Source organism: Elioraea tepidiphila DSM 17972, from assembly GCF_000378465.1.
GTDB classification, from domain to species: domain Bacteria; phylum Pseudomonadota; class Alphaproteobacteria; order Acetobacterales; family Acetobacteraceae; genus Elioraea; species Elioraea tepidiphila.
In genome coordinates this window covers 1-23,054 of record NZ_KB899917.1, presented here as the reverse complement: position 1 = coordinate 23,054, position 23,054 = coordinate 1, and the positions used below count along the sequence as shown (strand labels likewise).

The 23,054-nt window shown below is 71.1% G+C and carries 24 protein-coding genes; 11 read left to right on the top strand and 13 right to left on the bottom strand.

Going from position 1 to position 23,054, the window contains the following annotated elements:
- Positions 1-69: 69 nt before the first annotated feature.
- Positions 70-1,266: an ADP-forming succinate--CoA ligase subunit beta gene (gene sucC / locus F563_RS0107690; protein WP_019014079.1), complete on the top strand. Its 1,197-nt coding sequence runs from the start codon at positions 70-72 to the stop codon at positions 1,264-1,266.
- Between the two features lie 3 nt (positions 1,267-1,269).
- A complete protein-coding gene (gene sucD, locus F563_RS0107685; protein WP_019014078.1) occupies positions 1,270-2,238 on the top strand; it encodes a succinate--CoA ligase subunit alpha in 969 nt (322 codons plus the stop codon).
- Here sucD and msrA read toward each other — a convergent pair.
- On the bottom strand, positions 2,201-2,743 hold the full coding sequence (gene msrA / locus F563_RS0107680) for a peptide-methionine (S)-S-oxide reductase MsrA (protein WP_019014077.1): 543 nt from the start codon (positions 2,741-2,743) through the stop codon (positions 2,201-2,203). The two genes, sucD and msrA, sit on opposite strands and share 38 nt — an antisense overlap.
- Before the next feature lie 103 nt (positions 2,744-2,846).
- On the opposite strand from msrA, the gene F563_RS0107675 reads away from it, so the two are divergent.
- Positions 2,847-3,539, top strand: coding sequence for a cyclase family protein (locus tag F563_RS0107675; protein WP_019014076.1), 693 nt, complete (start codon positions 2,847-2,849; stop codon positions 3,537-3,539).
- 7 nt (positions 3,540-3,546) lie between these two features.
- Here the strand turns inward: F563_RS0107675 and F563_RS0107670 are convergent, their stop codons facing one another.
- From F563_RS0107670 to F563_RS0107645, 6 genes are all read right to left on the bottom strand, one after another.
- On the bottom strand, positions 3,547-4,263 hold the full coding sequence (locus F563_RS0107670; RefSeq protein ID WP_026299411.1) for an HAD family hydrolase: 717 nt from the start codon (positions 4,261-4,263) through the stop codon (positions 3,547-3,549).
- 111 nt (positions 4,264-4,374) lie between these two features.
- A complete protein-coding gene (locus F563_RS0107665; protein ID WP_019014074.1) occupies positions 4,375-5,988 on the bottom strand; it encodes a serine hydrolase domain-containing protein in 1,614 nt (537 codons plus the stop codon).
- Positions 5,989-6,132: 144 nt separating this feature from the next.
- Positions 6,133-8,061 (bottom strand): 1-deoxy-D-xylulose-5-phosphate synthase, encoded by a 1,929-nt coding sequence (gene dxs, locus F563_RS0107660; RefSeq protein WP_019014073.1) that lies wholly within the window; start codon positions 8,059-8,061, stop codon positions 6,133-6,135.
- A 5-nt stretch (positions 8,062-8,066) separates the two neighbouring features.
- A complete protein-coding gene (locus tag F563_RS0107655; RefSeq protein ID WP_026299410.1) occupies positions 8,067-8,975 on the bottom strand; it encodes a polyprenyl synthetase family protein in 909 nt (302 codons plus the stop codon).
- The gene (locus tag F563_RS0107650) at positions 8,972-9,229 is read right to left on the bottom strand and encodes an exodeoxyribonuclease VII small subunit (protein ID WP_019014071.1); all 258 of its coding nucleotides are present in this window, start codon (positions 9,227-9,229) and stop codon (positions 8,972-8,974) included. Before F563_RS0107650 ends, F563_RS0107655 begins: the two co-directional genes overlap by 4 nt.
- A gap of 57 nt (positions 9,230-9,286) precedes the next feature.
- Positions 9,287-10,489: a M20 aminoacylase family protein gene (locus F563_RS0107645; RefSeq protein WP_019014070.1), complete on the bottom strand. Its 1,203-nt coding sequence runs from the start codon at positions 10,487-10,489 to the stop codon at positions 9,287-9,289.
- A 99-nt stretch (positions 10,490-10,588) separates the two neighbouring features.
- Between F563_RS0107645 and F563_RS0107640 the strand changes: the two genes are divergently transcribed.
- A complete protein-coding gene (locus tag F563_RS0107640; RefSeq protein ID WP_019014069.1) occupies positions 10,589-11,734 on the top strand; it encodes an iron-containing alcohol dehydrogenase in 1,146 nt (381 codons plus the stop codon).
- Here the strand turns inward: F563_RS0107640 and F563_RS0107635 are convergent.
- The 3 genes from F563_RS0107635 to F563_RS21960 are packed head-to-tail and all read right to left on the bottom strand — an operon-like array spanning position 11,725 to position 14,733.
- Positions 11,725-13,356 carry an acyl-CoA synthetase gene (locus F563_RS0107635; protein WP_019014068.1) on the bottom strand — a complete coding sequence of 544 codons (1,632 nt, stop codon included), beginning with the start codon at positions 13,354-13,356 and terminating at the stop codon, positions 11,725-11,727. The two genes, F563_RS0107640 and F563_RS0107635, sit on opposite strands and share 10 nt — an antisense overlap.
- Before the next feature lie 31 nt (positions 13,357-13,387).
- Positions 13,388-14,116, bottom strand: a complete 729-nt coding sequence (locus tag F563_RS0107630; protein WP_019014067.1) for a lysophospholipid acyltransferase family protein — start codon at positions 14,114-14,116, stop codon at positions 13,388-13,390.
- Complete coding sequence (locus F563_RS21960) at positions 14,113-14,733, bottom strand: YdcF family protein (protein ID WP_019014066.1); 621 nt, start codon at positions 14,731-14,733, stop codon at positions 14,113-14,115. The genes F563_RS0107630 and F563_RS21960 overlap by 4 nt, the downstream gene beginning before the upstream one ends.
- Positions 14,734-14,903: 170 nt before the next feature.
- Between F563_RS21960 and F563_RS25330 the strand changes: the two genes are divergently transcribed.
- The 3 genes from F563_RS25330 (at position 14,904) to F563_RS0107610 (ending at position 16,804) form a co-directional block, all read left to right on the top strand.
- Positions 14,904-15,347: a zinc-ribbon domain-containing protein gene (locus tag F563_RS25330; protein ID WP_019014065.1), complete on the top strand. Its 444-nt coding sequence runs from the start codon at positions 14,904-14,906 to the stop codon at positions 15,345-15,347.
- A 75-nt stretch (positions 15,348-15,422) separates the two neighbouring features.
- Positions 15,423-15,872, top strand: coding sequence for a hypothetical protein (locus tag F563_RS0107615; protein WP_156825106.1), 450 nt, complete (start codon positions 15,423-15,425; stop codon positions 15,870-15,872).
- The gene (locus F563_RS0107610; RefSeq protein WP_019014063.1) at positions 15,869-16,804 is read left to right on the top strand and encodes a 2-hydroxyacid dehydrogenase; all 936 of its coding nucleotides are present in this window, start codon (positions 15,869-15,871) and stop codon (positions 16,802-16,804) included. The genes F563_RS0107615 and F563_RS0107610 overlap by 4 nt, the downstream gene beginning before the upstream one ends.
- Before the next feature lie 105 nt (positions 16,805-16,909).
- Here the strand turns inward: F563_RS0107610 and F563_RS0107605 are convergent, their stop codons facing one another.
- Both F563_RS0107605 and F563_RS0107600 read right to left on the bottom strand, forming a co-directional pair.
- Entirely contained in the window at positions 16,910-17,287 is a 378-nt protein-coding gene (locus F563_RS0107605; RefSeq protein WP_019014062.1) for a MarR family transcriptional regulator, read from the bottom strand.
- 172 nt (positions 17,288-17,459) lie between these two features.
- Positions 17,460-18,827: a leucyl aminopeptidase family protein gene (locus tag F563_RS0107600; protein WP_019014061.1), complete on the bottom strand. Its 1,368-nt coding sequence runs from the start codon at positions 18,825-18,827 to the stop codon at positions 17,460-17,462.
- A 156-nt stretch (positions 18,828-18,983) separates the two neighbouring features.
- Between F563_RS0107600 and F563_RS0107595 the strand changes: the two genes are divergently transcribed.
- The 4 genes from F563_RS0107595 (at position 18,984) to F563_RS0107580 (ending at position 22,545) form a co-directional block, all read left to right on the top strand.
- Entirely contained in the window at positions 18,984-19,940 is a 957-nt protein-coding gene (locus tag F563_RS0107595; protein ID WP_019014060.1) for a DMT family transporter, read from the top strand.
- A gap of 35 nt (positions 19,941-19,975) precedes the next feature.
- Entirely contained in the window at positions 19,976-20,839 is an 864-nt protein-coding gene (locus tag F563_RS21950; RefSeq protein ID WP_019014059.1) for a DMT family transporter, read from the top strand.
- Entirely contained in the window at positions 20,836-22,056 is a 1,221-nt protein-coding gene (locus F563_RS23860; protein ID WP_019014058.1) for an O-antigen ligase family protein, read from the top strand. The genes F563_RS21950 and F563_RS23860 overlap by 4 nt, the downstream gene beginning before the upstream one ends.
- Before the next feature lie 252 nt (positions 22,057-22,308).
- A complete protein-coding gene (locus F563_RS0107580) occupies positions 22,309-22,545 on the top strand; it encodes a hypothetical protein (RefSeq protein ID WP_019014057.1) in 237 nt (78 codons plus the stop codon).
- Here the strand turns inward: F563_RS0107580 and F563_RS0107575 are convergent.
- The coding region (locus F563_RS0107575; protein WP_019014056.1) for an IS630 family transposase at positions 22,542-23,054 on the bottom strand (513 nt) is incomplete at its 5' end. The genes F563_RS0107580 and F563_RS0107575 overlap by 4 nt on opposite strands.

Sequence of the window (23,054 nt, the reverse complement as noted above, 5' to 3'; positions counted from 1 at the left end):
ATCCACGAGTATCAGGCCCGCTTCGCTGGCCCTCGGGCCAGCGAAGCACGCTGAAGGAGCTTCGCCGCCATGAACATCCATGAGTACCAGGCGAAGGAGCTGCTCGCGAAATACGGCGTCGCCGTGCTGAAGGGCGGTGTCGCCTGGACGCCGGACGAGGCGTCGAAGGTCGCGGCATCGCTGCCGGGCCCGATCTATGTCGTGAAGGCGCAGATCCACGCCGGTGGCCGCGGCAAGGGCCGGTTCGAGGGCGACGCCTCGGGCAAGGGCGGCGTGCGCATCGCCAGGAGCGCGGACGAGGTCGCGGCGCAGGCCGGTGCGATGATCGGCAAGGTGCTGGTCACCGCGCAGACCGGCCCGGCCGGCAAGAAGGTGCAGCGCGTCTATGTCGAGGAGGGCTGCGACATCGCGCGCGAGCTCTATCTCGGCATGCTGATCGACCGCGGCACCGGCCGTGTCGTGGTGATGGCCTCGACCGAAGGCGGGGTGGAGATCGAGGAGGTCGCCGCCTCGCATCCCGAGAAGATCCTGCGTGCGATCGTCGATCCGGTGGTCGGGCTGCAGCCGTTCCAGGGCCGCCAGCTCGCTTTCGGGCTCGGGCTCAGCGGCAAGCAGGTCGGCAGCTTCGTGACGTTCGTCACCGCGATGTACCGCGCCTTCACCGAACTCGATTGCGGAATCGTCGAGATCAACCCGCTGGTCGTCACCAAGGCCGGTGACGTCGTGGCGCTCGATGCCAAGGTGAACTTCGACGACAGCGCGCTGTTCCGTCACCCCGACGTCGCCGCGCTGCGCGACGAGACCGAGATGGACCCGAAGGAGCTGGAGGCGGGCAAGTACGACCTGAACTACGTCGCGCTGGACGGCAATATCGGCTGCATGGTCAACGGCGCGGGTCTCGCGATGGCCACCATGGACATCATCAAGCTCTATGGCGGCGAGCCCGCGAACTTCCTCGATGTCGGCGGGGGTGCCACCAAGGAGCGCGTCTCCGCGGCGTTCAAGATCATCCTCTCCGATCCGAAGGTGGAAGGGATTCTCGTCAACATCTTCGGCGGCATCATGCGCTGCGACGTGATCGCCGAAGGGGTCGTGGCCGCGGCGCGCGACGTGTCACTCAACGTGCCGCTGGTGGTGCGGCTTGAAGGCACGAACGTGGAACTCGGCAAGAAGATCCTCGCCGGCTCCGGGCTGCCGATCGTCTCCGCCGACAACCTGGCGGATGCGGCCGAGAAGATCGTGCGCGAAGTGAAGAAGGCGGCCTGAGCCATGGCGATCCTGGTCAACGCCGAAACCAAGGTCATCACCCAGGGCTTCACCGGTGCCCAGGGCACGTTCCACTCCGAGCAGGCGATCGCCTACGGCACCAAGGTGGTCGGAGGCGTGACACCGGGGAAGGGCGGGACGACGCATCTCGACCTGCCGGTGTTCGACACGGTCGCCGAGGCGGTGGCGAAGACCGGCGCCACGGCGTCCGCGATCTACGTGCCGCCGCCCTTCGCGGCGGATGCGATCCTCGAGGCGATCGACGCGCGTGTGCCGCTGATCGTCTGCATCACCGAGGGCATCCCGGTGCTCGACATGGTGCGGGTAAAGCGCGTTCTCGATGGGGCGAAGTCGCGTCTGATCGGGCCGAACTGCCCGGGCGTGATCACCCCGGATGCCTGCAAGATCGGCATCATGCCTGGCCATATCCATCGCCGCGGCAAGGTCGGGATCGTCTCGCGCTCCGGCACGCTGACCTACGAGGCGGTGGCGCAGACCACGGCGGCGGGGCTCGGCCAGTCGAGCTGCGTGGGCATCGGCGGCGACCCGGTGAAGGGTCTCGATTTCGTCGATGTGCTGGAGATGTTCCTCGGCGATCCCGAGACCGAGGCCATCATCATGATCGGCGAGATCGGCGGGCAGAGCGAGGTGGACGGCGCCGAGCTGATCAAGCGCTCGAAGACGAAGAAACCGGTGGTCGGATTCATCGCCGGCGCGACGGCGCCGCCCGGCCGGCGCATGGGCCATGCCGGTGCGGTGATCTCCGGCGGCAAGGACACGGCAGCCTACAAGATGGAGGCGATGAAGAGCGCGGGCATCCACGTCGCGGACAGTCCCGCGGCGCTGGGCAGCACCATGGTGAAGGCGCTCAAGGGTTTGTTTTGTTGGGGGGAAGGGCCATCGGCCCTTCCCTCCAAACCTCCCATCCCAGGAACTACGCCGCTTTCAGCCGTGCGGCATAGGCTTTCCTGAACTTCGCCACCTTCGGCGCGATCACCGCACGGCAATAGCCGGCGAACGGATTCCGCTCGAAGTAGCGCTGGTGGTATTCCTCCGCCGGCCAGAAGGTCTCCAGCGGCACCACCTCCGTCACGATCGGCGCGTCCCAGACGCGCGCCTGGCCGATCTCCTCGATGACTGCGCGTGCGACCCGCGCCTGCTCCGAGTCATGCGTCAGGATGATCGAGCGGTACTGCGGCCCGACATCCGCGCCCTGCCGGTCCTTGGTTGTCGGGTCATGGATCGTCAGGAACACGCCGACGAGATCGGCGTAGCTCACTGCGGCTGGGTCGAAGGTCACCTGCACCACCTCGGCATGGCCGGTCGCCTTGCCGCAGACCTGCTCATAGGTCGGGTTCGGCACATGCCCGCCGGCATAGCCGCAGACCACATCCGTCACGCCCTTGAGGTCGCGGAACAGCGGCTCGAGGCACCAGAAGCAGCCGCCGCCGAACGTGGCACGCGCAACATCGGTCATGGGAGTCCTCCTCGAAGCACGCCCCTCAGATGGGGCGAGGCGGGGTTCGCTGAAAGCCCTCCGGCCGTTACCCTCCTTCCCACCAACAAGCGGGAGGCGCCGCATGCCTGAGTTCATCGATCTCAGCCGCGAGATCTTCCACCGCACCCAGACGCACCCGAGCCACCCGCCGGTGGTCATGACCGTCTGGAACGACCACAGCGAGAAGAAGGTCGCCGGCAACACGACGTTCACCAGCAAGGCGCTGTCGATCGCGATGTCGGACCATGCGGGCACGCATGTCGATGCGCCGGTGCATTTCGATCCGCGGCCGGGCGCGCTCTCGATCGACCAAGTGCCGCTCGAGAAATTCTACACCGAGGCGATCTGCCTCGACCTCAGCCACGTGCCGCTCAAGCACGCGATCACGGTGGCGGAGATGGAGGCCGCACTCGCCGGCTCCGGCCAGCAGATCAAGCCCGGCGATACCGTGCTGATCTGGATGGCGACTAACGAGCGCCTCCTCGGCAAGCCCGGGTATCTGCACGACTTCTCGGGACTCTCCCTCCCGGCGGTGCATTGGCTCGCGGATCAGGGCATCGGGATGTTCGGCGTCGAGGCGATCAGTCCGGCCCCCGAGGGTGAGCTGAATTTCCAGGCGCACATGGCCTGCGCCGAACGCGGCATCACGCACATGGAGTGCCTCGCGAACCTGGACAAACTCGTCGGCCGCGGGCGGTTCCGCTTCATCGGGTTTCCGCTGCGGATTCGCGGCGGCACCGCGAGCCCGATCCGCGCCGTCGCCATGTTCGAGTAGCGCGATGCTAGTCCGTCTGGATGCGCGCGCGGGCGACGAGTTCGGCGAGCGAGGTGACGGAGTAGTCCGGCACGGCATGCGCCTCGGGCGTCGCGCCGTGGCCTGTGCGGTGCGAGCGGCGGTCGACCCAGCAGCAGGCGATGCCGAGCTCGCGGCAGGGCATGATGTCGTGGTACATCGACTGCGCGACGTGCAGCACCTCGTGCTTGCCGATCCCGCGCTGCGCCAGAACCTCCAGCATCCGGTCGAAATGCGCGCGCGCCGGCTTGTAGGATCGGATGGCTTCCGCCGTCACCGTGAAGTCCGGCGCCGTGCCGATCGCCGCGATCGATCGCGCGAGGGAGGCGTCATCCACGTTCGAGACGATGCCGAGCACGAACCGCCCATGGAACATCGCCATCGCCGCGGGTGTGTCGGGGAAAGGGGGCCAGTCGCCGACCGAGGCGCCGAACGCGCGCGCCGCCTCCGCGTCGGGCGCGACGTCCAGCCGTTCGCACAGGTCGTTGAAGCACCGTTGCAGGATCACCGGATAGCGCGCGGCCGGATCCGCCTGCTGCCGCCGAGTCTCGACCTCCGAGAACGCCTCCAGGATGCGCGTCGGGTCGCGTGACAGGCGGCGGGAGGCAAGCCAGGGCTCGATGAAGCCGAGGATGCCGCGCTCCCAGTCGATCAAGGTGCCGTAGCAATCGAAGGTCAGCGCGCGGTAGTGGTGCAGGTCGAGCATGGTCGGGCTCCTGATCGCGCGGCGCAGCATGTCGTGTGTCGCGCTCGTGGCAACAGGCTTCTGCGGAGTGGTGGCCGATGGGGCACAGCTCTGCCCCGGCCCGGCCTCCGATCACCCATTCGCTAGGCGCGCGTAGCGGACCGCCTTCACCCGCCCGCCATGGACGTTCAGCGCGCGGATCGCGCCGTCGGCGCCACGCTCGACGCGGACGTCGAGCCAGCTGCGCGCGATGGTTGCCGGGATGTGCACGCGCACGTCCTGGGCCGTGATCGCCTCCACCGGCCAGCCGGGCCCGCGCACGACGGGGCCATGCGATCGTACGATCATGCCGTCGCCTTCGCGCGTGATGGTCCACCGTGCTGCCATCTCGTCGCTCAGATAGGTCCCGGGCAGGTCGTCCGGCAGCACGGCGCCCGGTGCGACCCGCTGCCAGAGCCCGATCACCCCGGCATCCTGGTCGACCTCGACCGCATCGGGTCCTGCCGGGCGCACGGTGATCGGCACGCCGCTGCGCGGCACGCCGAGCCGCCCGTCCTCGGTCGCCTCGGCCGTCGCGGGCAACCCGTTCGTCGTGAAGGTGACCGTGCCGTCCTCGCCGACATCGATGTCGAGCGTCGCGCCGGTCGCGGGATCCATGTAACGACCCGCCAGGCCAGCCACCTGATCCTTCCGAGGCAGCTTGGGTGCCGCAACCGCGCCGTGCCGGTCGAGCAGCATATCCAGGACGCGATGCGCCAGTGAGTTCGGATCGATCCCGGCATGGTTGGCGATCACGATCACGGCCGCCTCCTGCCGCGGTGCGCGCAGGAACTCGGTGCGATAGCCCGGCCACAGCCCGCCATGGCTGATGGTCGGCACGCCGCGATAGGTCCGCAGGCGGAGGCCGCGCGCGTAGTGATTCGGCGTGCCGTTGCGGAACGGTGTCGCGCGTTCGAGTGCGGCGATCACACTTGGGCTTGGCACGCGCGCGGTCCGCGCATTCGCGGCCCAGATCGCCAGATCGACCACCGAGGAGACGAGCCCGCCCTCGCCGCCGATCGGGAAAGCGTGCGCGGCGCGCACGAACCCGCCGTCCTGCACGGCATAGCCGGTCGCGAGATGCGGAATGGGCACGTGCACATTCGGCGTGTGGCGGGTCGCCGTCATGCCGAGCGGGGCGAAGATCTCGCGCTCCAGCACCACGGCGAGCGGCGCGCCCGCGAGCCGCTCGACGATCAGTCCGAGCAGCAGGAAGTTGCTGTTGCTGTAGAGATAGCGGGTGCCGGGCTCGAAGTTGAGCGTGCGCTGCCGCCGGATGCCGTCGAGCAGGTCGGCCGACGTGACGGGAGTGCCGAGATCCGCGCCGCCGTGACGCAGGATCTCCAGCATGTCGCGGATGCCGCTCGTGTTGTGCATGAGATGCGCGACAGTGACCGGGTCGTAGGACTCGGGCAGGTCGGGCAGCAGGCTCCGCACGGGCGCATCGATATCCAGCGCGCCGCGCTCGGCGAACAGCAGCGCGGCGGCGCAGGTGAACTGCTTGCTGACGGAGGCGATGCGGAAGCAGGTCTCCGGCCCGATCGGCACGCCGAGCTCCAGGCTCGCCTGGCCGGCGTGGCGATGCGCGATCAGTGCGTCGCCCTGCACCACGCCGATCGTGACGCCGGGTGAGCCGTTGCCGCGCCATGGTTCGATCAGGCGGTCGATGGCGTTGTCGAGCGCGCGACGCGTGAGATCGATCTGCATTGGATCAGCGAACAGAAGAATGCGGGGGGCCGCAAGGCCCCCCGATGCGGGCTTCGCCCCCATCGGCAGGTCAACGAGGCGCGCAGCGCACTTCGGTAGCGGAGGGGGGTCTGGGGGGACCACCGTGGTCCCCCAGTGTTTTCTTCACGCCCTTGCCGGCTGCGCCGCCACGTCGGCGATGCCCAGCGCGCCCAGCGCCGTGGCGACGATGTGCCGCGCGTTCAACCCGGCCTTGTCGTACTGAAGCTGCGGCTTGTCGTGATCGATGAACACGTCCGGCAGCACCATCGGCCGCACCTTCGCACCCGCATCCAGCAGCCCCGCATGCGCAAGCTCGTGCAGCACGAACGAGCCGAACCCGCCGATCGAGCCCTCCTCGATCGTGATCAGCACCTCATGCTCGCGCGCCAACCGGTGCACGAGCTCGCGGTCGAGCGGCTTGGCGAACCGCGCATCCGCGACGGTCGTCGAGAGCCCGCGCGCTGCCAATTCGTCGGCCGCCTTCAGGCATTCGGCGAGCCGCGTGCCGTAGGAGAGCAGCGCGACCTTGGTGCCCTCGCGCAGCACGCGCCCCTTGCCGATCGGCAGGATCTCGCCGCGTTCGGGCAGCGCCACGCCCACGCCTTCGCCGCGCGGATAGCGGAAGCCGATCGGTCCCGCATCATGCGCGGCGGCCGTGGCGACCATGTGCATCAGCTCCGCCTCATCGGCGGCGGCCATCAGCACCATGTTCGGCAGGCAGCCGAGATAGGCGATGTCGAAACTGCCCGCGTGCGTCGCGCCGTCCGCGCCGACCAGCCCGGCGCGGTCCATCGCGAAGCGGACCGGCAGGTTCTGGATGGCGACGTCGTGCACCACCTGGTCGTAGGCGCGCTGGAGGAAGGTCGAGTAGATCGCGACGAACGGCTTGAAGCCCTCGCAGGCCATGCCGGCGGCGAAGGTGACGGCGTGCTGTTCGGCGATGCCGACATCGAAGCTGCGATGCGGGAAGCGCTTGGCGAACAGATCGAGCCCGGTGCCCGCCGGCATCGCCGCCGTCACCGCGACGATGCGCGCATCCGCCTGCGCCTCGGCGATCAGGGCGTTGGCGAACACCTTGGTGTAGGACGGCGGGCCGCCGGTCCCCTTGGCCTGCTCGCCGGTGACCACGTTGAAGGTGGAGACGCCGTGGTACTTGTCGGCCGAGGCCTCGGCCGGCGCATAGCCCTTGCCCTTTTGCGTGACGACATGCACCAGCACGGGGCCGAGATGATCGTCGGCCTCGCGCACGTTGCGCAGCACCGGCAGCAGGTGGTCGAGGTTGTGACCGTCGATCGGGCCGATGTAGTAGAACCCCATCAGCTCGAACAGCGTCCCGCCCGTCAGGATGGTGCGGGCGATCTCCTCGGCCCGTTTCGCGGTGCGTTCGAGCGGCTTGGGAAAGCGGCGGGCCATGCGCGAGGCGACCTCGCGCAGCCCGGTGTAGGACCGCCCCGAGAGCATGCGCGACAGGTAGGCGCTCATCGCACCCACGGGCGGCGCGATCGACATGTCGTTGTCGTTCAGGATCACGATCAGCCGCGACTTCGAGGCGCCGGCGTTGTTCATCGCCTCATAGGCCATGCCGGCGCTCATCGCGCCGTCGCCGATCACCGCGATCACGTGGCGCTTGTCGCCCTTGAGGTCGCGCGCGACCGCCATGCCGAGCCCGGCGGAGATCGAGGTGGAGGAATGCGCGGCACCGAACGGGTCGTACTCGCTCTCGCTCCGGCGCGTGAAGCCGGACAGACCCCCGCCCTGACGCAGCGTGCGGATGCGGTCGCGCCGCCCGGTCAGGATCTTGTGCGGATAGGCCTGGTGGCCGACATCCCAGATCAGCCGATCGTTCGGCGTGTCGAACACGTGGTGCAGCGCGACCGTCAGCTCGACCACGCCGAGCGAGGCGCCGAGATGCCCGCCGGTGATGGAGACCGCCTCGATCGTCTCGCGCCGGAGCTCGTCGGCGAGCTGCTTCAGCTGCGCGGGCGAGAAATTGCGCAGATCCGCCGGCACGTGAACGCGATCCAGCATCGGCTTGATGGCCTGAGGGGTCATGACACCTACATCCGGCGAGTGACGACAAAGGAGACGAGATCGCGGAGCAGGTCGGCCTTCCCCTCGAAGGTCGCCAGATGACCGGTCGCCTGTTCCGCCAGAAACTGCATATGCGCCTTGGCCCGCGGCAGCCCCATCAACGACACCAGCGTGGCCTTCCCCGCGGCCGCGTCCTTGCGCGGTGTCTTCCCCAATTGTTCCCGTGTGCCGGTTTCGTCAAGGATGTCGTCGGCGATCTGGAAGGCGAGGCCGAGATCCCGGCCGTAATGGGCGAGGGCGAGCCGCTGCGAGGGGGCGGCCTTGCCGAGGATCGCACCGGCCTCGCAGCACCAGGTGATCAGCCGGCCGGTCTTGAGCATTTGCAGCCGCGTTACCTCATGCTCGGAGAGCTGGGCCTCCTCGGCCAGCAGGTCGATCATCTGCCCGCCCGCCATGCCGCGTGCGCCGGCCGCCTGGCCGAGCGAAGCGACCAGCGCGCAGCGCACGGCCGGGTCGGAGTGGGTGTCGGTCTCGGCCAGCACCTCGAAGGCGAGCGCCTGGAGGGCGTCGCCGGCGAGGATGGCGGTCGCCTCGTCGAAGGCGCGGTGGCAGGAGGGCTTGCCGCGGCGGAAATCGTCGTCGTCCATCGCGGGGAGGTCGTCGTGCACCAGCGAATAGGCGTGCAGCATCTCCACGGCGGCGGCCACACGCAGGGCGCAGCGGCGGGCGACGTTGAACAGCGCGGCACTCTCCAGCACCAGGAAGGCGCGCACCCGCTTGCCGCCCCCGAGTGCCGCGTAGCGCATCGCCTGGTAGAGCCGCGCCTGTGCCTCCTCGCCCTGCGGCAGCAGCCGGTCGAGCGTCCCCTCGACGGCCGCGGCGGCCTCGGCCATGGCGGCGCCGAGCCGTCCCTCCAGGGTGGCCTCTGCCCTCATGTCTCGGCGTCGAGCGGCTCGGTCCCGGTGGCGGTGCCGGCCGTCTCTACGATCCGGCTGACCTTGGCCTGCGCCTCGGCGAGCTTGGCGGCGCAGTGCCGGCGCAGCGCGTCGCCCCGCTCATAGGCGCGGATCGCGTCCTCGAGCGTGCCCTTGCCCGCCTCGAGCTTGCCGACGATCTCCTCGAGCTCGGCGAGCGCCTGCTCGAAGCTCATGGTCTGGATGTCGGCCTCGCGTTCCGCCCGAACGGCCATCGTCCTCGTTCCCGGTGCTGCCTTGAGCCTACCCCGCGTGGGCGGGGCATGCCACCGCTACCCTTGGCGCTGCAGGCCGAGCTCCTGATCGACCAGGCTGATCCAGTAGGCGACGCCGAGCGGAATGATGTCGTCGTTGAAGTCGAAATGCGGCGTGTGCAGCTCGGGCGAGCGGCCATCCGGACCGGCCCCACCGCCGATGAACATGAACGACCCCGGCTTCGCCTCCAGCATCAGCGCGAAGTCCTCGCCGCCCGTGACCGGGGCGGCGTTCGCCTCGACCGCGGCCTCGCCCACCAGGGCGGCCGCGGCAGCGACCGAGACGGCTGTCTGCTCGGCGTGGTTCACCAGCGCCGGCACGCCGCGGCGATACTCGACCTCGGCCGAGCAGCCATGCGCCTGGGCGAGCGTCTTCGCCAGTTCGCCGATGCGCCGCTCCAGCAGGTCGCGCACGGCGCGGGAGTAGCTGCGCGCGGTGCCGGAGAGGCGAAGCTCGGCCGGCATGACGTTGGGCGAGTCGAACGAGCCGCCGGCGATCGCGCCGACCGAGAGCACCGCCGCCTCCACCGCCGGCACGTTGCGGCCGATGATGGTCTGCAGCGCCAGCACGAAGTGCGCCTGCACCACGGTGACGTCGGTCGCGAGATGCGGGGTCGAGCCACCATGGCCGCCGGTGCCGCGGAAGGTGACGGACCAGCGGTCGGCGGCGGCGAGCGCCGGGCCGGTGCGGGTGGCGAACCTGCCCGCCGGCAGGTTCGGCTTGTTGTGCAGGCCATAGACGGCGTCGCAGGGGAAGCGCTCGAACAGCCGATCGGCCAGCATCGCCCGCGCCCCGCCGCGGCCCTCCTCGGCGGGCTGGAAGATCAGGTGCACGGTGCCGGCGAAGTCGCGGTGCTCGGCGAGGTAGCGCGCGGCGCCGAGCAGCATGGTGGTGTGGCCGTCATGGCCGCAGGCATGCATCACGCCCGGGTTCTGCGAGGCGTAGGGAAGCCCGGTCGCCTCCGGGATCGCCAGCGCGTCCATGTCGGCGCGCAGCCCGATGGCGCGCTGGCCCGGGAGCTTCCCCTTCACCGTGCCGACGACGCCGGTCTTGCCCACGCCCTCGGTCACGTCGATGCCCCACTCGCGCAGCTTGGCGGCGACCAGCGCGGCGGTGCGGACCTCCTCCATGCCCATCTCGGGGTGGGCGTGGATGTCGCGGCGGATCGCGGTGAGCTCGGCGTGATAGGGCGTCACGCCGTCGATCAGGGATCGGTCCATGGCTGTCCTGCTTGCGTCTCGAGGTCCGCCGTGCCGAGCATGGCGCGCCGCGCCCGTCAAGGCCGAGCCGCCACACGGCTGCGCGGGGAGGGGGGTCCGATGGCTCTGATCACGTACGTGACGCGGGTGCAGTTCGATTTCGGCGCGGTCGCGCTGCTGGCCGAGGAACTGGCGCTCGCCGGCATCCGCCGCCCGCTGCTGGTGACCGACCGGGGCGTGGTCGCGGCCGGGCTATGGGACCGCGTGCGCGCCGCCCTGCCCGCCGATCTGCCAGTCGCGCTGTTCGCCGACACCCCGCCCAACCCGACCGAGGCGGCGGTGCGTGCCGCCTCGGAAGCCTATCGGGAGCATGAGGCGGACGGCCTGATCGGGCTGGGCGGCGGCTCGCCGCTCGACCTCGCCAAGGCGGTGGCGGTCGCGGTGACGCACCCGGGCGGCCCCCTCAAGCAATACGCCGTGATCGAGGGCGGGCTCGCGCGCATCACGGCGGCGGCAGCGCCCAACGTCGCGATCCCGACCACCTCGGGCACCGGCAGCGAGGTGAGCCGCGGCGCGATCATCGTGCTCGATGACGGGCGCAAGGTCTCGGTCGGCAGCCCCTACCTGCTGCCCAAGGTGGCGATCTGCGACCCCGAACTGACACTCGGCCTGCCGCCGCTGCTGACCGCCGCCACCGGCATGGATGCGGTGACCCACAATGTCGAGGCGTACTTGTCGCCGCGCATCAATCCGGTGGCGGATGCGATCGCGCTCGACGGGCTCGCGCGCGCCTGGCGCCACATCGTCCGCGCGACCCAGCACGGCGACGACCGTCGGGCGCGGTGGGAGATGATGATGGCCTCGATGGAAGGGGCGATGGCGTTCCAGAAGGGGCTCGGGGCGGTGCACGCGCTCGCCCATCCGCTGGGCGGCATCCCCGCGCCGCCGGTGCTGCACCACGGTACGCTGAACGCTGTGCTGCTACCGCATGTGGTGCGCTTCAACGCGGCCGTGGTGCCGGAGCGGGTGAGCGCGCTCGGCGCGGCGATGGGGCTCGTGGATACGCGGCCCGAGGCGGTGGCCGACGCGTTCGCGGCACGGGCGGCGGCGCTCGGCTTGCCCGCGACGCTGGGGGCGATGGGGGTGAAGCGCGCGGTGTTGCCGGCGATCGCTGCCGCGGCGCTGAAGGACCACTGCCACGCGACCAACCCGCGCGAGGCGAGCGAGGCTGACTACCGCGCGCTGCTGGAGGCGGCCTACGGCTGAACCCGCCCCCGCAGCAGGTGCTTCTGGATTTTCCCCGTCGAGGTCTTCGGGATCTCGTCGAACAGCACCGTGCGCGGCACCTTGAAATGCGCGAGCCGCTCGCGCGCGAACGCGATCAGCTCGGCTTCGGTCGCCGTCGCGCCGGGCTTGAGCTCGACGAAGGCGCAGGGTGTCTCGCCCCATTTCTCGTCGGGCTTCGCCACCACCGCCACCGCCGCGACCGCCGGGTGCGCGTAGAGCACGTCCTCCACCTCGATCGAGGAGATGTTCTCGCCACCCGAGATGATGATGTCCTTCGAGCGGTCCTTGAGCTGGATGTAGCCGTCGGGCTGCGTCACCGCGAGATCGCCGGTGTGGAACCAGCCGCCGGCGAACGCCTTCGCCGTCGCGGCCGCATCCTTGAGATACCCCTTCATCACCACGTTGCCGCGCATCATCACCTCGCCGAGCGTGGCACCATCGGCCGGCACCGGCGCCATGGTCGCGGGGTCCTGCACCGCGAGACCCTCCAGCGCGAGATAGCGCACGCCCTGGCGCGCCATCAGCGCGGCCTGCTCCGCCATCGGCAGCGCATTCCATTCCTCGTGCCACTCGTTCACCACCGCCGGCCCGTACACCTCGGTCAGGCCATAGACATGGCAGACATCGAACCCGGCTTCGCGCATCGCGCGCAGCACCGATTCGGGCGGCGGCGCGGCGGCGACCAGGAACGTCACGGTCCGGTCGAGCGCCCGCTTCTCCGCCTCCGGCGTGTTCAGCAGCGTCGCCATCACGATCGGCGCGCCGCACATGTGGCTGACGCGTTCCTCGGCCATCAGCCGCCACATCTCGGTGCCGCGCACCGCGCGCAGGCAGACATGCGTGCCGGCGAGCGCGGTGATCGTCCACGGGAAGCACCAGCCGTTGCAGTGGAACATCGGCAGCGTCCACAGATACACCGGATGCCGCGGGATCGACGCCGACAGCACGTTGCCGACGGCGAGCAGCTGCGCGCCGCGGTGGTGATAGACCACGCCCTTGGGCCGGCCCGTGGTGCCGGAGGTGTAGTTCAGCGAGATCGCGTCCCACTCGTCGACGGGCATGGGCCAGGCGAAGCCGGGATCGCCGGTCGCGAGGAAGGTTTCGTAGTCGATGCCACCCAGGGTCTCCCCGCGGGCGCTCTCGGGCGTGGTGTCGTCCTCCACCTCGATCACCAGCGGCCGCGCCTCGGTCTGGGCGAAGGCGCCGCGCAGCAGCGGGATGAACTCGCGCTCGACGAGGATCGCCTTCGCCTCGCCGTGTTCCAGGATATAGGCGATCGTGCCGGCATCGAGCCGGGTGTTGATCGTGTTCAGCACGCCCTGCGCCATCGGCACGCCGAAATGCGCCTCCAGCATCGCCGGCACGTTCGGCAGCAGGGCCGCAACCACATCGCCACGGCCGATGCCGCGTTGCGCGAGCGCATGAGCGAGCCGCACCGACCGGTCGCGGAAGTCGCGGTAACTCCGCCTCAACGCCCCGTGCGCCACGGCGATCCGATCCGGGAACACCGCGGCCGAGCGCTCCAGGAACAAGAGTGGGGTGAGCGGCTGGAAATTCGCCGGGCAGCGGGCAAGCGCGGGATCGTCGTTCGCGGCAGTCACGTGGTCCTCCCCTGGACGGTCGGGCAGAGCCTCACGCAGACGGCGGGGCGGAGGCAAGCAGCCGGTCGGTCTCGGCCTCGATCGCGGTCTCGAGACGCTTGAGCATCGCCTCGCGCGGCAATCCGGGTGGGATCGGCGGCAGCACCGCCACCGTGATCGTGCCCGGATGCTTGTGGAAGGCGCGCCGCCCCCAGCAGAGCCCGGAATCGGTCGCGACCGGAATCACCGGCAGTCTCGAGCGCGCATAGAGCGCGGCGACGCCCGGCTGATAGGGGCGCCGCTCACCGGGCGCGGTGCGGGTTCCTTCGGGGAAGATGATGATCTGGCGTCCCTCGGCCACCGCCCCCTCGCCGGCGCGGATCAGGTGGCGGATCGCCGCAGGCCCGGCTGTGCGGTCGATCGCGATCATCCCGGTCGCGCGGGCGTACCAGCCATAGATCGGGATCCACAGCAGCGTGCGCTTCAGCACATAGGCCGGGCGTGGCAGCAGGGTGAGCCACACGATCGTGTCGAAGGCCGACTGATGCTTGGAGGCGATCAGTGCCGGGCCATCCTCGGGCAGGTGCTCGCGCCCCGTCACCCGGACGCGGATCCCGACCACGATCCGCAGCAATCCGAGCACGCGCTCGGCCCACCAGGCGAGAAGGGCGAGCCGCCCCGCGCGATCGAGCAGCGGCACCAGCGGAAGACACACGAGCGAGGCGACCGCGGTGAACGCGAAGAACGCCACGTTGAACAGGGTCGAGCGCAGCAGTGTCACGAGACCCCCGGATCGGCGGGCGCGAGACCGACCAGGGCGCCCAGCAGCTTCACATATTCCCCCGCGGCCAGCCGCAGCACACCAGGTCGCAGCCACCAGCGCGGCTCGCGGAACGGGGCCGGTGTCACGGGATGGGCGATCAGCCGTGCTTCGGGCAGCGCGCGCCGCAGCATCAGGAGCGCGCGCGGCATGTGGTAGCCGGCCGTCACCACGACCAGGGTGTCGAGCCGGCGTTCGCGGGCCCACTGCGCCGCCTCCTCGGCGTTGCCGCGCGTCGAGGCGGCGCGCCGCCCGAGGGTGATGCGACCAGCGAGCGCCGTCAGCGGGATCCCCTCCGCCCGTTCGAGCTCCGCCAGCGTGGCTGTCTGATGCACGCCGGAGACCAGGAGCCGCGAGGTGGGCTCGGCTGCGAGCAACCGCAAGCCTTCGGCGACCCGCCCTGCGCCGCCGGTGAGCACGACGATCCCGGCGCCGGGCGGGGCCGCGGGCGCCGCCGGCGGTTCGCCCGGCACGGTCGCGACGAAGGCGATGAACCCCGCAAGCAGGGCAGCGGGCAGCAGCGCCGCGGCGGCGGCCAGACGCCGGAGGCGCCGGCGGGAAGCGGTGCGCTCGGTCATCAAGGGGGGCCTGCGCGACATCTCTCGACCCGGTCTCGCGGTCGAGTCGCCGGATCGCTGCACGCTGGCATGGGCCCCTGCGTCGCCGCAAGGACGGGGCTTGCGCGGGCCCCGGCCGTCGGCGAAACCATGGCCTCCGCCGAGTCCCAGCCCTTCGGAGGATCGACCTGATGCCGCGGATCGCCTGCCCGAGCTGCGGCGCGCGCTACGATGTCGCCGCCGGCGTGATCGGCGCGGCAGGCAAGAATGTTCGCTGCGCACGCTGCGGCACCGTCTGGCTGGCCCGCCCCGAACCCGCCGAGGGCGAGGCGCTGCTGCCGCAATGGCCCGAGCCGCCGCCGCCGAAGGTGCGCAACCTCGACGACGAACCGCCGCCTCCCCCACGGCGCAGGGAGGCCCCGCCCGCCCCACCGCCTGCGCTCCCGCCCGTCGAGGACGAGCCGGAGATGCGGCCGCGCGCGCGTCGCGGTGGGGCCGGCGCGGCGATCGCCTGGGTGGTCACGCTGGTCCTGATCGCGGGGGCGGGGTACGGCGCGGTGCGCTATCCGCATGCCGTGATCGACGCATGGCCTGCGAGCGCCCGACTCTACACGATGCTCGGGCTCGCGCCGTAGACACCCCGTCTGCCGCCATCCCGCCCTCGGCCGGCGGGACTCGGCCTCGCGGCACGGCGTGGTATGGAGGTCGCCATGTCGGAGGCCCGGATTCGCGACGCCCATACCCGCCTCACGCGCCTGCTGGCGCAGAAGCGGCTGGTCCTCGGTGTCAACATCGGTCTGATGTCGCGCCCGGGCAGCCCGGTGTTCCGCCGCATCGAGAGCGCCCTGCCGATCGGCATCGGCCTGTTCGGCGTGATCAGCGCCACCATCCTCGGCGGCGTGACGCTCGGCATCCTGGCACTCACGGCCGGCATCGCGGTCTGGTTCCTGGTTATCCTGCCGCGCATCAAGGACCAGGTGTATGCCCGCACCTATGCCTTCGTGACCTCCGCGCCCGAGGCCTTCCTGCAGGCCTGGGAGGCGGCAGCGATCACGCTGCGCGCGGGCGAGGAGGAGTGTCGTCCGCCGGACGGCGACTGGATCGCGTTCGTGCGTGCGGCGCGCACGCGCGAGGAGGATGAGGAGGACGGCCACCCGTGACCGGCGCGCTGCTCGTTTCGACCAAGCCGGCGACCATGGAGGTCTGGCGGCGCGAGCTGCTGGCCCTCGAGCCGTCGCTCGACATCCGCCTGTTCCCGGACACCGGTCCGGTGGAGGACATCACCGCGGCGGTGACGTGGAACCATCCCCCCGAGGATCTGTATCGATATCCAAACCTTCGCCTTCTGATCAGCATGGGCGCCGGGGTCGATCACCTGTTCCGCCCGCCCGGGCCGCCGCCCGGCGTGGAGGTGGTGCGGCTGGTGGATCGGCTGCTGACCACGGCGATGAGCGAGTACGTGCTGCTCGCGGTGCTGCGCCACCACCGCCAGGCCGAGACCTACCGGGCCCAGCAGAAGGCACGGATTTGGCATGAGCTCCCCGCGCCGGACACCGAGAACACGCGCATCGGCATTCTCGGCCTGGGCACGCTCGGGGCGGATGCGGCACGCAAGCTGGCGGCGCTCAATTTCCGGGTTGCCGGATGGAGTCGTTCGCCGAAGCGACTCGACGGGATCGAATCTTTCGTCGGTGACGGCGAAATGATCAGATTTCTCTCAAGAACTGATATCCTGATCTGCCTGTTGCCGTTGACATCGGCGACGCGCGGCATCCTGAACGCACGGGCGTTCGCGGCCCTGCCGAAAGGCGCCTACGTGATCAACGCCGCGCGCGGCGGCCATGTGGTGGAGGACGACCTGCTGGCCGCACTCGATTCGGGGCATCTCTCGGGCGCCACGCTCGACGTGTTCGAGGTCGAGCCGCTGCCCGGTGAGCACCCGTTCTGGGGCCATCCGAAGGTGATCGTGACCCCGCATGCCGCGAGCATCACGGTGCCGCGCAGCGTGGCCGGTCAGGTGGTGGAGAATCTCCGCCGCCTGGCGGCGGGCGAGGCGCTGCTGAACCGGGTGGATGTGTCGGTCGGCTACTGAACCGCCGCGCAGGTCGCGCCTCTGACGTGAGCCCCGACGCCAGCCCCAGACGCGAAAGGGGCGCGGCCTTGCGGCCGCGCCCCTCGCATGGAACGCCTTGAAGGATCAGGCGTTGGCGGCGCGGCGCATGCTGCCGGAGCTGCGGCCGCCCGAGGCCTCGCCCATGATCTTGCGCAGCTCGCGCAGGAACGCCGAGCCCTTCAGCGTCTGCTGCACGATCACGCTGCGCCGATCCATCGGGTCGACCTTGCGGCGGGCGAGGTCGAGCTCGCCGAGCCGGTCGAGCGCGCGGGTGATCGCGGGCTTGGAGACGTTCAGCTCGGCGGCGAGACCGCGCACCGTGTGCGGACCCTCCGTCAGGTAGACCGTCAGGAACACGCCGAGCTGGCGGGCTGAGAGATCAGGACCGTCGCGGCGCACCAGGGCCACGATCGTCTCGCGCAGCACGGAGAGGAGCTGCTCGGTTGCGTTGCTTGCTGCCATCGTTCTTCACCTTCCATAACGGCCGTGCCATTTCCCCGGCGCCGGCGCTGGAGTGCATGTAGGCTCCTGCAACGAAAAAGCAAAGAGCGAATTTCGCCGAAAGTTGCTTGGCCGAGATCATCCCGCCGTGACCGGGCACTCGCGCGGTTGTTATGGCGGCGTCATCCACACATCAGCGTGCCGAACGTGCCGCGATCGCATGATAGGCCGCGCGCAGGCCTGTGGCCTCGCCGCCCTCGGGGCGTCCAGGACGCGGCGAATCGTTCCATGCATAGAGATCGAAATGCGCCCAGCATCGATCCGGCGACACGAAACGCTGAAGGAACAAGGCCGCCACGATCGCGCCCGCATGTGGCTTCGATGCCACATTCGCCAGATCCGCCGCCTGGCTCTCCAGCCACGCCGCATAGCCCGGCCACAGCGGCATGCGCCACACCGGGTCCTCGGCCGCCGTTCCTGCCTCGAGCAGCGACGCCGCGAGCCCGTCATCCTGGGCGAACAGGGCGACGAGATCGGGGCCGAGGGCGACCCGGGCCGCGCCGGTCAGGGTCGCGAAATCCATCAGCAGCGCCGGCGCTTCGCCATCCGCTTCCGCCAGCAGGTCGCACAGCACCAGCCGCCCCTCGGCATCCGTGTTGCCGATCTCGACCGTCAGTCCCTTGCGCGTCCGCACCACGTCGAGCGGGCGCATCGCGTGCGCGCCGATGCTGTTCTCGACCGCGCCGATCAGCACCCGCAGCCGGACCGGCAGGTCCGCCTGCATCACCAGCCGCGCCACGCCGAGGGCCACGGCCGCACCGCCCATGTCCTTCTTCATCCGCAACATCGCCGCGGCCGGTTTCAGGTCGTAGCCGCCGGTGTCGAAACACACGCCCTTGCCGCAGAGCGTCACCAGCTGCGCGTCGGCCGCGGCTGCCGACCCGCGCCAGCAGAGATCCGCGACCACCGGCGGGCGGGCGCTGCCCCGCCCGACGGCCGCGACGGTCGGGTAGGCGCGTTCGAGCTCCTCGCCGGCGGTGAGGCGCACCGTCGCGCCATGCTCGGCGCCGAGCGCGACGACGCACTCCGCAAGCTCGCGCGGCCCGAGGATGTTCGCCGGATGGTTGATCAGGTCGCGCGCGTACCACACCGCTGCGGCTTCGCGCTGGGCCGGATCGGTGCCGGGCGGCGGCACGAGACGCGCGAGGTCGCGCCCGGGCGTCTTGAACCGCGTGTAGCGATAGGCCCCGAGACCCCATCCGAGCACGGCGCGCCCCGGGTCTGGCGCGCCTTCGAGCCGCCAGACGCTGCCGGCCGGCAGCGCCTGGGCCGCCCCGCCGAAGCTCCATGCGCTCGATGGGCCGTCGCCGAGGCCGAGCAACGCGCCACCGAGGCCGCCGTCCCCCGGCAGCAGCAGAACCTCGCCCGATCGCGCCGTGAAGCCAGCGGCGGTCACGAATCCGTCCGCGTCGTGCGCGGCCGTCCACTCGGCGAGTCCTGCCGGTGCGACGGCATACAGGGGCAACGCGGCGGCGCCGGGTTCGGCAAAGCAGGGCAGCATCGGGCGACCTCGATCGGGAAGCGGGCGGGACGTTCCGGCCAAACAACGTCAACAGGGTGGACCCACGAAGCGCGGGGTTCAACCCCGGCGCGGCCGGGCTGGTGTTGCCGATGACGCATGGCACGACGCGCCGCGCCGCGCTAAGCCTCGTTCCGTATGCGCGCATCAAGTCCTTCGCAAGCCCTCGATGGCGACCGGCCGGCGGCCAACCGCACGGCCGCCTGGCGGCGGGCCGCCCTGCTGCTCGCGCTCGCCGCGCTGTTCTGGGCCGGCAATTTCGTGCTCGGCCGCGCGGTGCGGGGCGAGGTGCCGCCGGTCGGGCTCGCGTTCTGGCGCTGGCTGGTCGCGGCCGTTGTGCTGCTGCCGTTCACCTGGCGCGAGATCCTCGGCCGGCTCGCCGCGGTGCGCCGGCACATCTGGCTTCTCGCTGCCCTCGGGCTGACCGGTGTGGGCACGTTCAACACCCTCTCCTACATCGCGCTCACCGGCACCGAGGCGATCAACGCGATGCTGGTGATCAGCCTGAGCCCGCTCGCGATCTTCGTCGCCGCGTTCCTGATCGACCGCGAACGCCCGGACGGGCGGCGGCTCGGCGCACTCGCGGTCTCGCTCGCCGGCGTGGCGATCATCGCCGCGCGCGGCGAGCCCGGCGCGCTGCTGGCACTCCGCCTCAACCCCTCCGATGGGATCATCCTGCTCGCTGTGTTCGGCTGGGGCATCTATTCGGTGCTGCTGAGGCGCATCCCGCCCGGTACCTTCTCGCCACTGACCCTCCTGACGATCACGGTGCTGTTCGGACTCGGCGTGCTGCTGCCGTCCTGGCTCGCGGAGATCGCGATCACCGGCGTTGTGCCGCGCCTCGATCTGCCGACAGTGCTGGCCGTCCTCTACGCCGCGCTCGCGGCCTCGATCGCCGCATATCTCTGCTGGAATGCGGGGGTCGCGCTGATCGGCGCGGCTGCGTCGGGGCCGTTCCTCCACCTCCAGCCGGTGTTCGGCACGGTGCTGGCGATGCTGCTGCTCGGCGAGGTGCCGCGGCCCTTCCATGGCGCCGGCTTCGCGCTGGTGCTGGCGGGCGTGGCGCTCGCGGGCCGGGCGCCGGCGCGGCGATGAAACGGCCGCCCTCCCCGATCCACGGGATCGGCTTCATGCTGCTCGCGACCTCGCTGTTCGCGGGCATGACCGCCTGCAACAAGGCCGTGCTCGCCTCGGGCCTGCCGCTGCCGATCCTGATGCTGTCGCGCGCGCTGCTGACGATGCTGCTGCTGGCGCCCTGGCTGATCGGCAAGCGCGCGCCCTCGCTCGCGACCCGGCGGGTCTGGCTGCATCTCGGCCGGGGTCTCGCCGGCGTGATGGCGATGGGGCTTTCGATCGCTGCGCTGACCCTGATCCCGCTCGCCGACGTGATCGCGCTCGGCCAAGCGCGGCCGCTCTGGCTGCTGGTGATCGCGGTCGCGGTGCTGGGTGAGACGGTGGGCTGGCGCCGTCCGCTCGCGGCCGCGATCGGCTTCGCCGGCGTGATGGTGATCATGTTCGCCGAGCGGCGCGCGGGCGCGCTCGGGCTCAACCCCGGCGCGCTGCTGGCGGTCGCGGCATCGTTCTGCGGCGCCTGCGTGCTGGCCTTCGTGCGGACCCTGGCCTCGCTCGGCGAGCCGCCGATCCGGGTGGTGTTCTGGTACGGCATCGTCGGCTTCGCGGCCTGGCTGCCGCCGAGCCTCTGGTGGTGGCGCACGCCGACGCCGATCGAGGCCGGGCTGCTGGTCGCGGCGGCCGGGTTCGCCACGCTCGGCGACCTCTGCGCGAGCCTCGCCGCGCGCCGGGCCGAGGCGAGCCTGCTCGCGCCGGTCGAGTTCGTCGCCGTGCCGATGGGCGCGCTGATCGGCTGGGCGGTGTTCGCCGAACGCCCGGGCTGGCCGCTCGCCGTGGGCGCGGCGTTGATGGCGGTCTCGGTCGCCTACATCACCCGGCGCGAGGCCCATCTGCGCCGGACCGGCGAGCGTCGCCGGCGATGAGCGGCCGGGTGCTCGGCGCGGCGTTGGCGGTGCTGCCGACCGCCGTCACGATGCAGTCGCGCGCGGCGACGCCGATCCTGGTGGCCGCGGCGCTGGCCCTCCTTTGGGCCGAGCGGGCGCGGCTCGGCGAACTGGCGCGGGCGGCGGTGGTGCTCTGGCCGCTCGGCCTGCTCGCGGGCTGGGGCATCGCCTCGGCGGCGTGGTCGGTCGCGCCGGAGGTCTCGCTCGACGGGGCGCTGCGCTTCGCCTTGCTGATCGGGCTCGGCGCGCTGGTGGTCGGTGGCGTCGGGCTGCTCGACCCGGCCGCGCGACGGCAGGCGGGGAGGGGCCTGATCCTGGGCGTCGCCCTCGGCGCGGCCGTGCTGCTGTTCGAGGTGCTGACCGGCGGCTGGCTGACCAACGCCGTGCGGCTGTTCCCGGAGCCCGCGCGCAGCGTGGACGGCATCAAGCCCGGCGCCTCGGTGCTGGCGGTGCTGCTGGCGCCGGCCGTGGTGCTGTGCTGGCGGGAGGGGGGGCGCGGCGCGGCGCTCGCGCTGGCGGGGCTTGGCGCGGCCGCGGTGCTGGTCGCCCCCTCGGAGGCGGCACGGCTGGCGCTGGCCGCGGGGGCGGCCGGGGCGCTGCTCGCGCTCGCCCCGTTGCGCGCGGTCTGCCGCCTCGGCCCGCTGATGCTGGCGCTCGCCGTGCTGGCCGGACCCTCCGTGCTCCAGGCCACCGGCGAGGCCGCGGCGCAGGCCGGCGTCCTGCCGCCCTCGGGCCTGCACCGCGTCGCGATCTGGGACTTCGCCGCCGCCCGCGCCGCGGAGCGCCCGGTGCTGGGCTGGGGGTTCGAGGCCTCGCGCGTCATGCCGGGCGGAGAGGTGCGCATCCCGGCCGAAGCGTTCGACCGGCTGGCCCCGCCCGGACCGGCGCGCGCCGCGCTCGACGCCATGCCCGACCACGCGGTGCAGAGCCTGCCGCTGCACCCCCACAACGGCGGGCTTCAGGTCCGGCTGGAGCTCGGGATCGTCGGCCTGCTGCTGGCGGCGGCGGGGGCGTGGTGGATCGGGCGGGGGATCGTGCGGGCGACCGACCGGGTGGCGCTGGCCTCGGGGGCGGCGGCGGCGGCCTCGGGGCTGACGGTTGCGCTGATCGCCTTCGGGGTCTGGCAGGCCTGGTGGGTGGCCTCTCTGATGCTCGCCGCGTGCGCCTGGCGGCTCACGGCCGGCGCGCCGCGTTGAGCGCGGCGGGCGTTACTTTAGGCTTTTATTCCTTTACCGGGGCGCCCGAGCAAGGGTGGCAGGGGCCGAAATTCGGCGGACGCGCGGAAGGTATCCGACATATGTCCTATAGCGGAGAGGGGGATGTCAGGGCAAGGGCGCCGTGCCCTCTCCCCGAGAAGCCCTCTGCCTGGGGTACTGTCCGGACCGCAGCGCGAGGCGCTACCCTTGAGGCCCGCACGGATACGTCAACCAGCCCGACCCTCCCGAACGATGCAGGCGACGCGCTATCTCCTTGAGCAGGTGTTGCGCAAACGCCCGTATCTCCAGCCTGCCTGGTGCGAGGCTGTGATCGCCGACCCGCTGCGCCGCGAGGATCAGGGCGACGGACGCATCCGCTTCTGGGGCGCGGTCACCGATCCGCGTGATGGCAGGACGCGCATCCGCCGACCGGTCGCACCGGGCGACAGGACCACGATCCACAACGCCGTCTTCGACCGGGACGTCTAGTGGAGTGATTCCAGCAGACGTTTCCCGCGCTGGTGCTTGCCGATGATGGTGTCGGCGGGCGCGGTCCAGCGGAAGGGCTTCGGGTCGGCGTTGTGGGCGTCGAGGTAGTCCCGGATGGCCTGGTTCAACTCGATGACGGAGCGGAAGACGCCGCGTTTCAGACGTCGCTTGGTCAGCGTGGCGAACAGGCCCTCGACGGCGTTGATCCAGGAGGCCGAGGTCGGCGTGAAGTGGACATGGAAGCGCGGATGCCGGGCCAGCCAGCGCTTCACTGCCTCGGTCTTGTGGGCGGCGTAGTTGTGCCGCTTCGCGTCGCCTTTGGCTCCGAGGATCAGGTGCAGGTCGAGTTCCGCCGGGGTCTGCTTGTCGATCAGGCGGAGGAAGCGGATGAACTCGGCGGCACGGTGGCGGAGCATGCACTGGCCGATGACGGTGCCCGCCTTCACGTCGAGGGCGGCGAACAGCGTCGTCGTGCCGTGGCGCTTGTAGTCGTGCGTCATGGTGGCACC

What these genes read in the sequence shown, in the direction of transcription:
- F563_RS0107665 (WP_019014074.1), bottom strand. Translation starts at nt 5,988, where the DNA reads ATGCAGATCGATCTCACGCGTCGCGCGCTCGACAACGCCATCGACCGC.
- F563_RS0107655 (WP_026299410.1), bottom strand. Translation starts at nt 8,975, where the DNA reads ATGAGGGCAGAGGCCACCCTGGAGGGACGGCTCGGCGCCGCCATGGCC.
- F563_RS0107580 (WP_019014057.1), top strand. Translation starts at nt 22,309, where the DNA reads ATGCAGGCGACGCGCTATCTCCTTGAGCAGGTGTTGCGCAAACGCCCG.
- F563_RS0107645 (WP_019014070.1), bottom strand. Translation starts at nt 10,489, where the DNA reads ATGGACCGATCCCTGATCGACGGCGTGACGCCCTATCACGCCGAGCTC.
- F563_RS0107605 (WP_019014062.1), bottom strand. Translation starts at nt 17,287, where the DNA reads ATGGCAGCAAGCAACGCAACCGAGCAGCTCCTCTCCGTGCTGCGCGAG.
- F563_RS0107650 (WP_019014071.1), bottom strand. Translation starts at nt 9,229, where the DNA reads ATGGCCGTTCGGGCGGAACGCGAGGCCGACATCCAGACCATGAGCTTC.
- F563_RS0107615 (WP_156825106.1), top strand. Translation starts at nt 15,423, where the DNA reads ATGTCGGAGGCCCGGATTCGCGACGCCCATACCCGCCTCACGCGCCTG.
- sucC (WP_019014079.1), top strand. Translation starts at nt 70, where the DNA reads ATGAACATCCATGAGTACCAGGCGAAGGAGCTGCTCGCGAAATACGGC.
- F563_RS25330 (WP_019014065.1), top strand. Translation starts at nt 14,904, where the DNA reads ATGCCGCGGATCGCCTGCCCGAGCTGCGGCGCGCGCTACGATGTCGCC.
- F563_RS21960 (WP_019014066.1), bottom strand. Translation starts at nt 14,733, where the DNA reads ATGACCGAGCGCACCGCTTCCCGCCGGCGCCTCCGGCGTCTGGCCGCC.
- dxs (WP_019014073.1), bottom strand. Translation starts at nt 8,061, where the DNA reads ATGACCCCTCAGGCCATCAAGCCGATGCTGGATCGCGTTCACGTGCCG.
- F563_RS0107670 (WP_026299411.1), bottom strand. Translation starts at nt 4,263, where the DNA reads ATGCTCGACCTGCACCACTACCGCGCGCTGACCTTCGATTGCTACGGC.
- F563_RS0107595 (WP_019014060.1), top strand. Translation starts at nt 18,984, where the DNA reads ATGCGCGCATCAAGTCCTTCGCAAGCCCTCGATGGCGACCGGCCGGCG.
- F563_RS23860 (WP_019014058.1), top strand. Translation starts at nt 20,836, where the DNA reads ATGAGCGGCCGGGTGCTCGGCGCGGCGTTGGCGGTGCTGCCGACCGCC.
- F563_RS0107600 (WP_019014061.1), bottom strand. Translation starts at nt 18,827, where the DNA reads ATGCTGCCCTGCTTTGCCGAACCCGGCGCCGCCGCGTTGCCCCTGTAT.
- F563_RS0107640 (WP_019014069.1), top strand. Translation starts at nt 10,589, where the DNA reads ATGGCTCTGATCACGTACGTGACGCGGGTGCAGTTCGATTTCGGCGCG.
- F563_RS0107675 (WP_019014076.1), top strand. Translation starts at nt 2,847, where the DNA reads ATGCCTGAGTTCATCGATCTCAGCCGCGAGATCTTCCACCGCACCCAG.
- sucD (WP_019014078.1), top strand. Translation starts at nt 1,270, where the DNA reads ATGGCGATCCTGGTCAACGCCGAAACCAAGGTCATCACCCAGGGCTTC.
- msrA (WP_019014077.1), bottom strand. Translation starts at nt 2,743, where the DNA reads ATGACCGATGTTGCGCGTGCCACGTTCGGCGGCGGCTGCTTCTGGTGC.
- F563_RS21950 (WP_019014059.1), top strand. Translation starts at nt 19,976, where the DNA reads ATGCTGCTCGCGACCTCGCTGTTCGCGGGCATGACCGCCTGCAACAAG.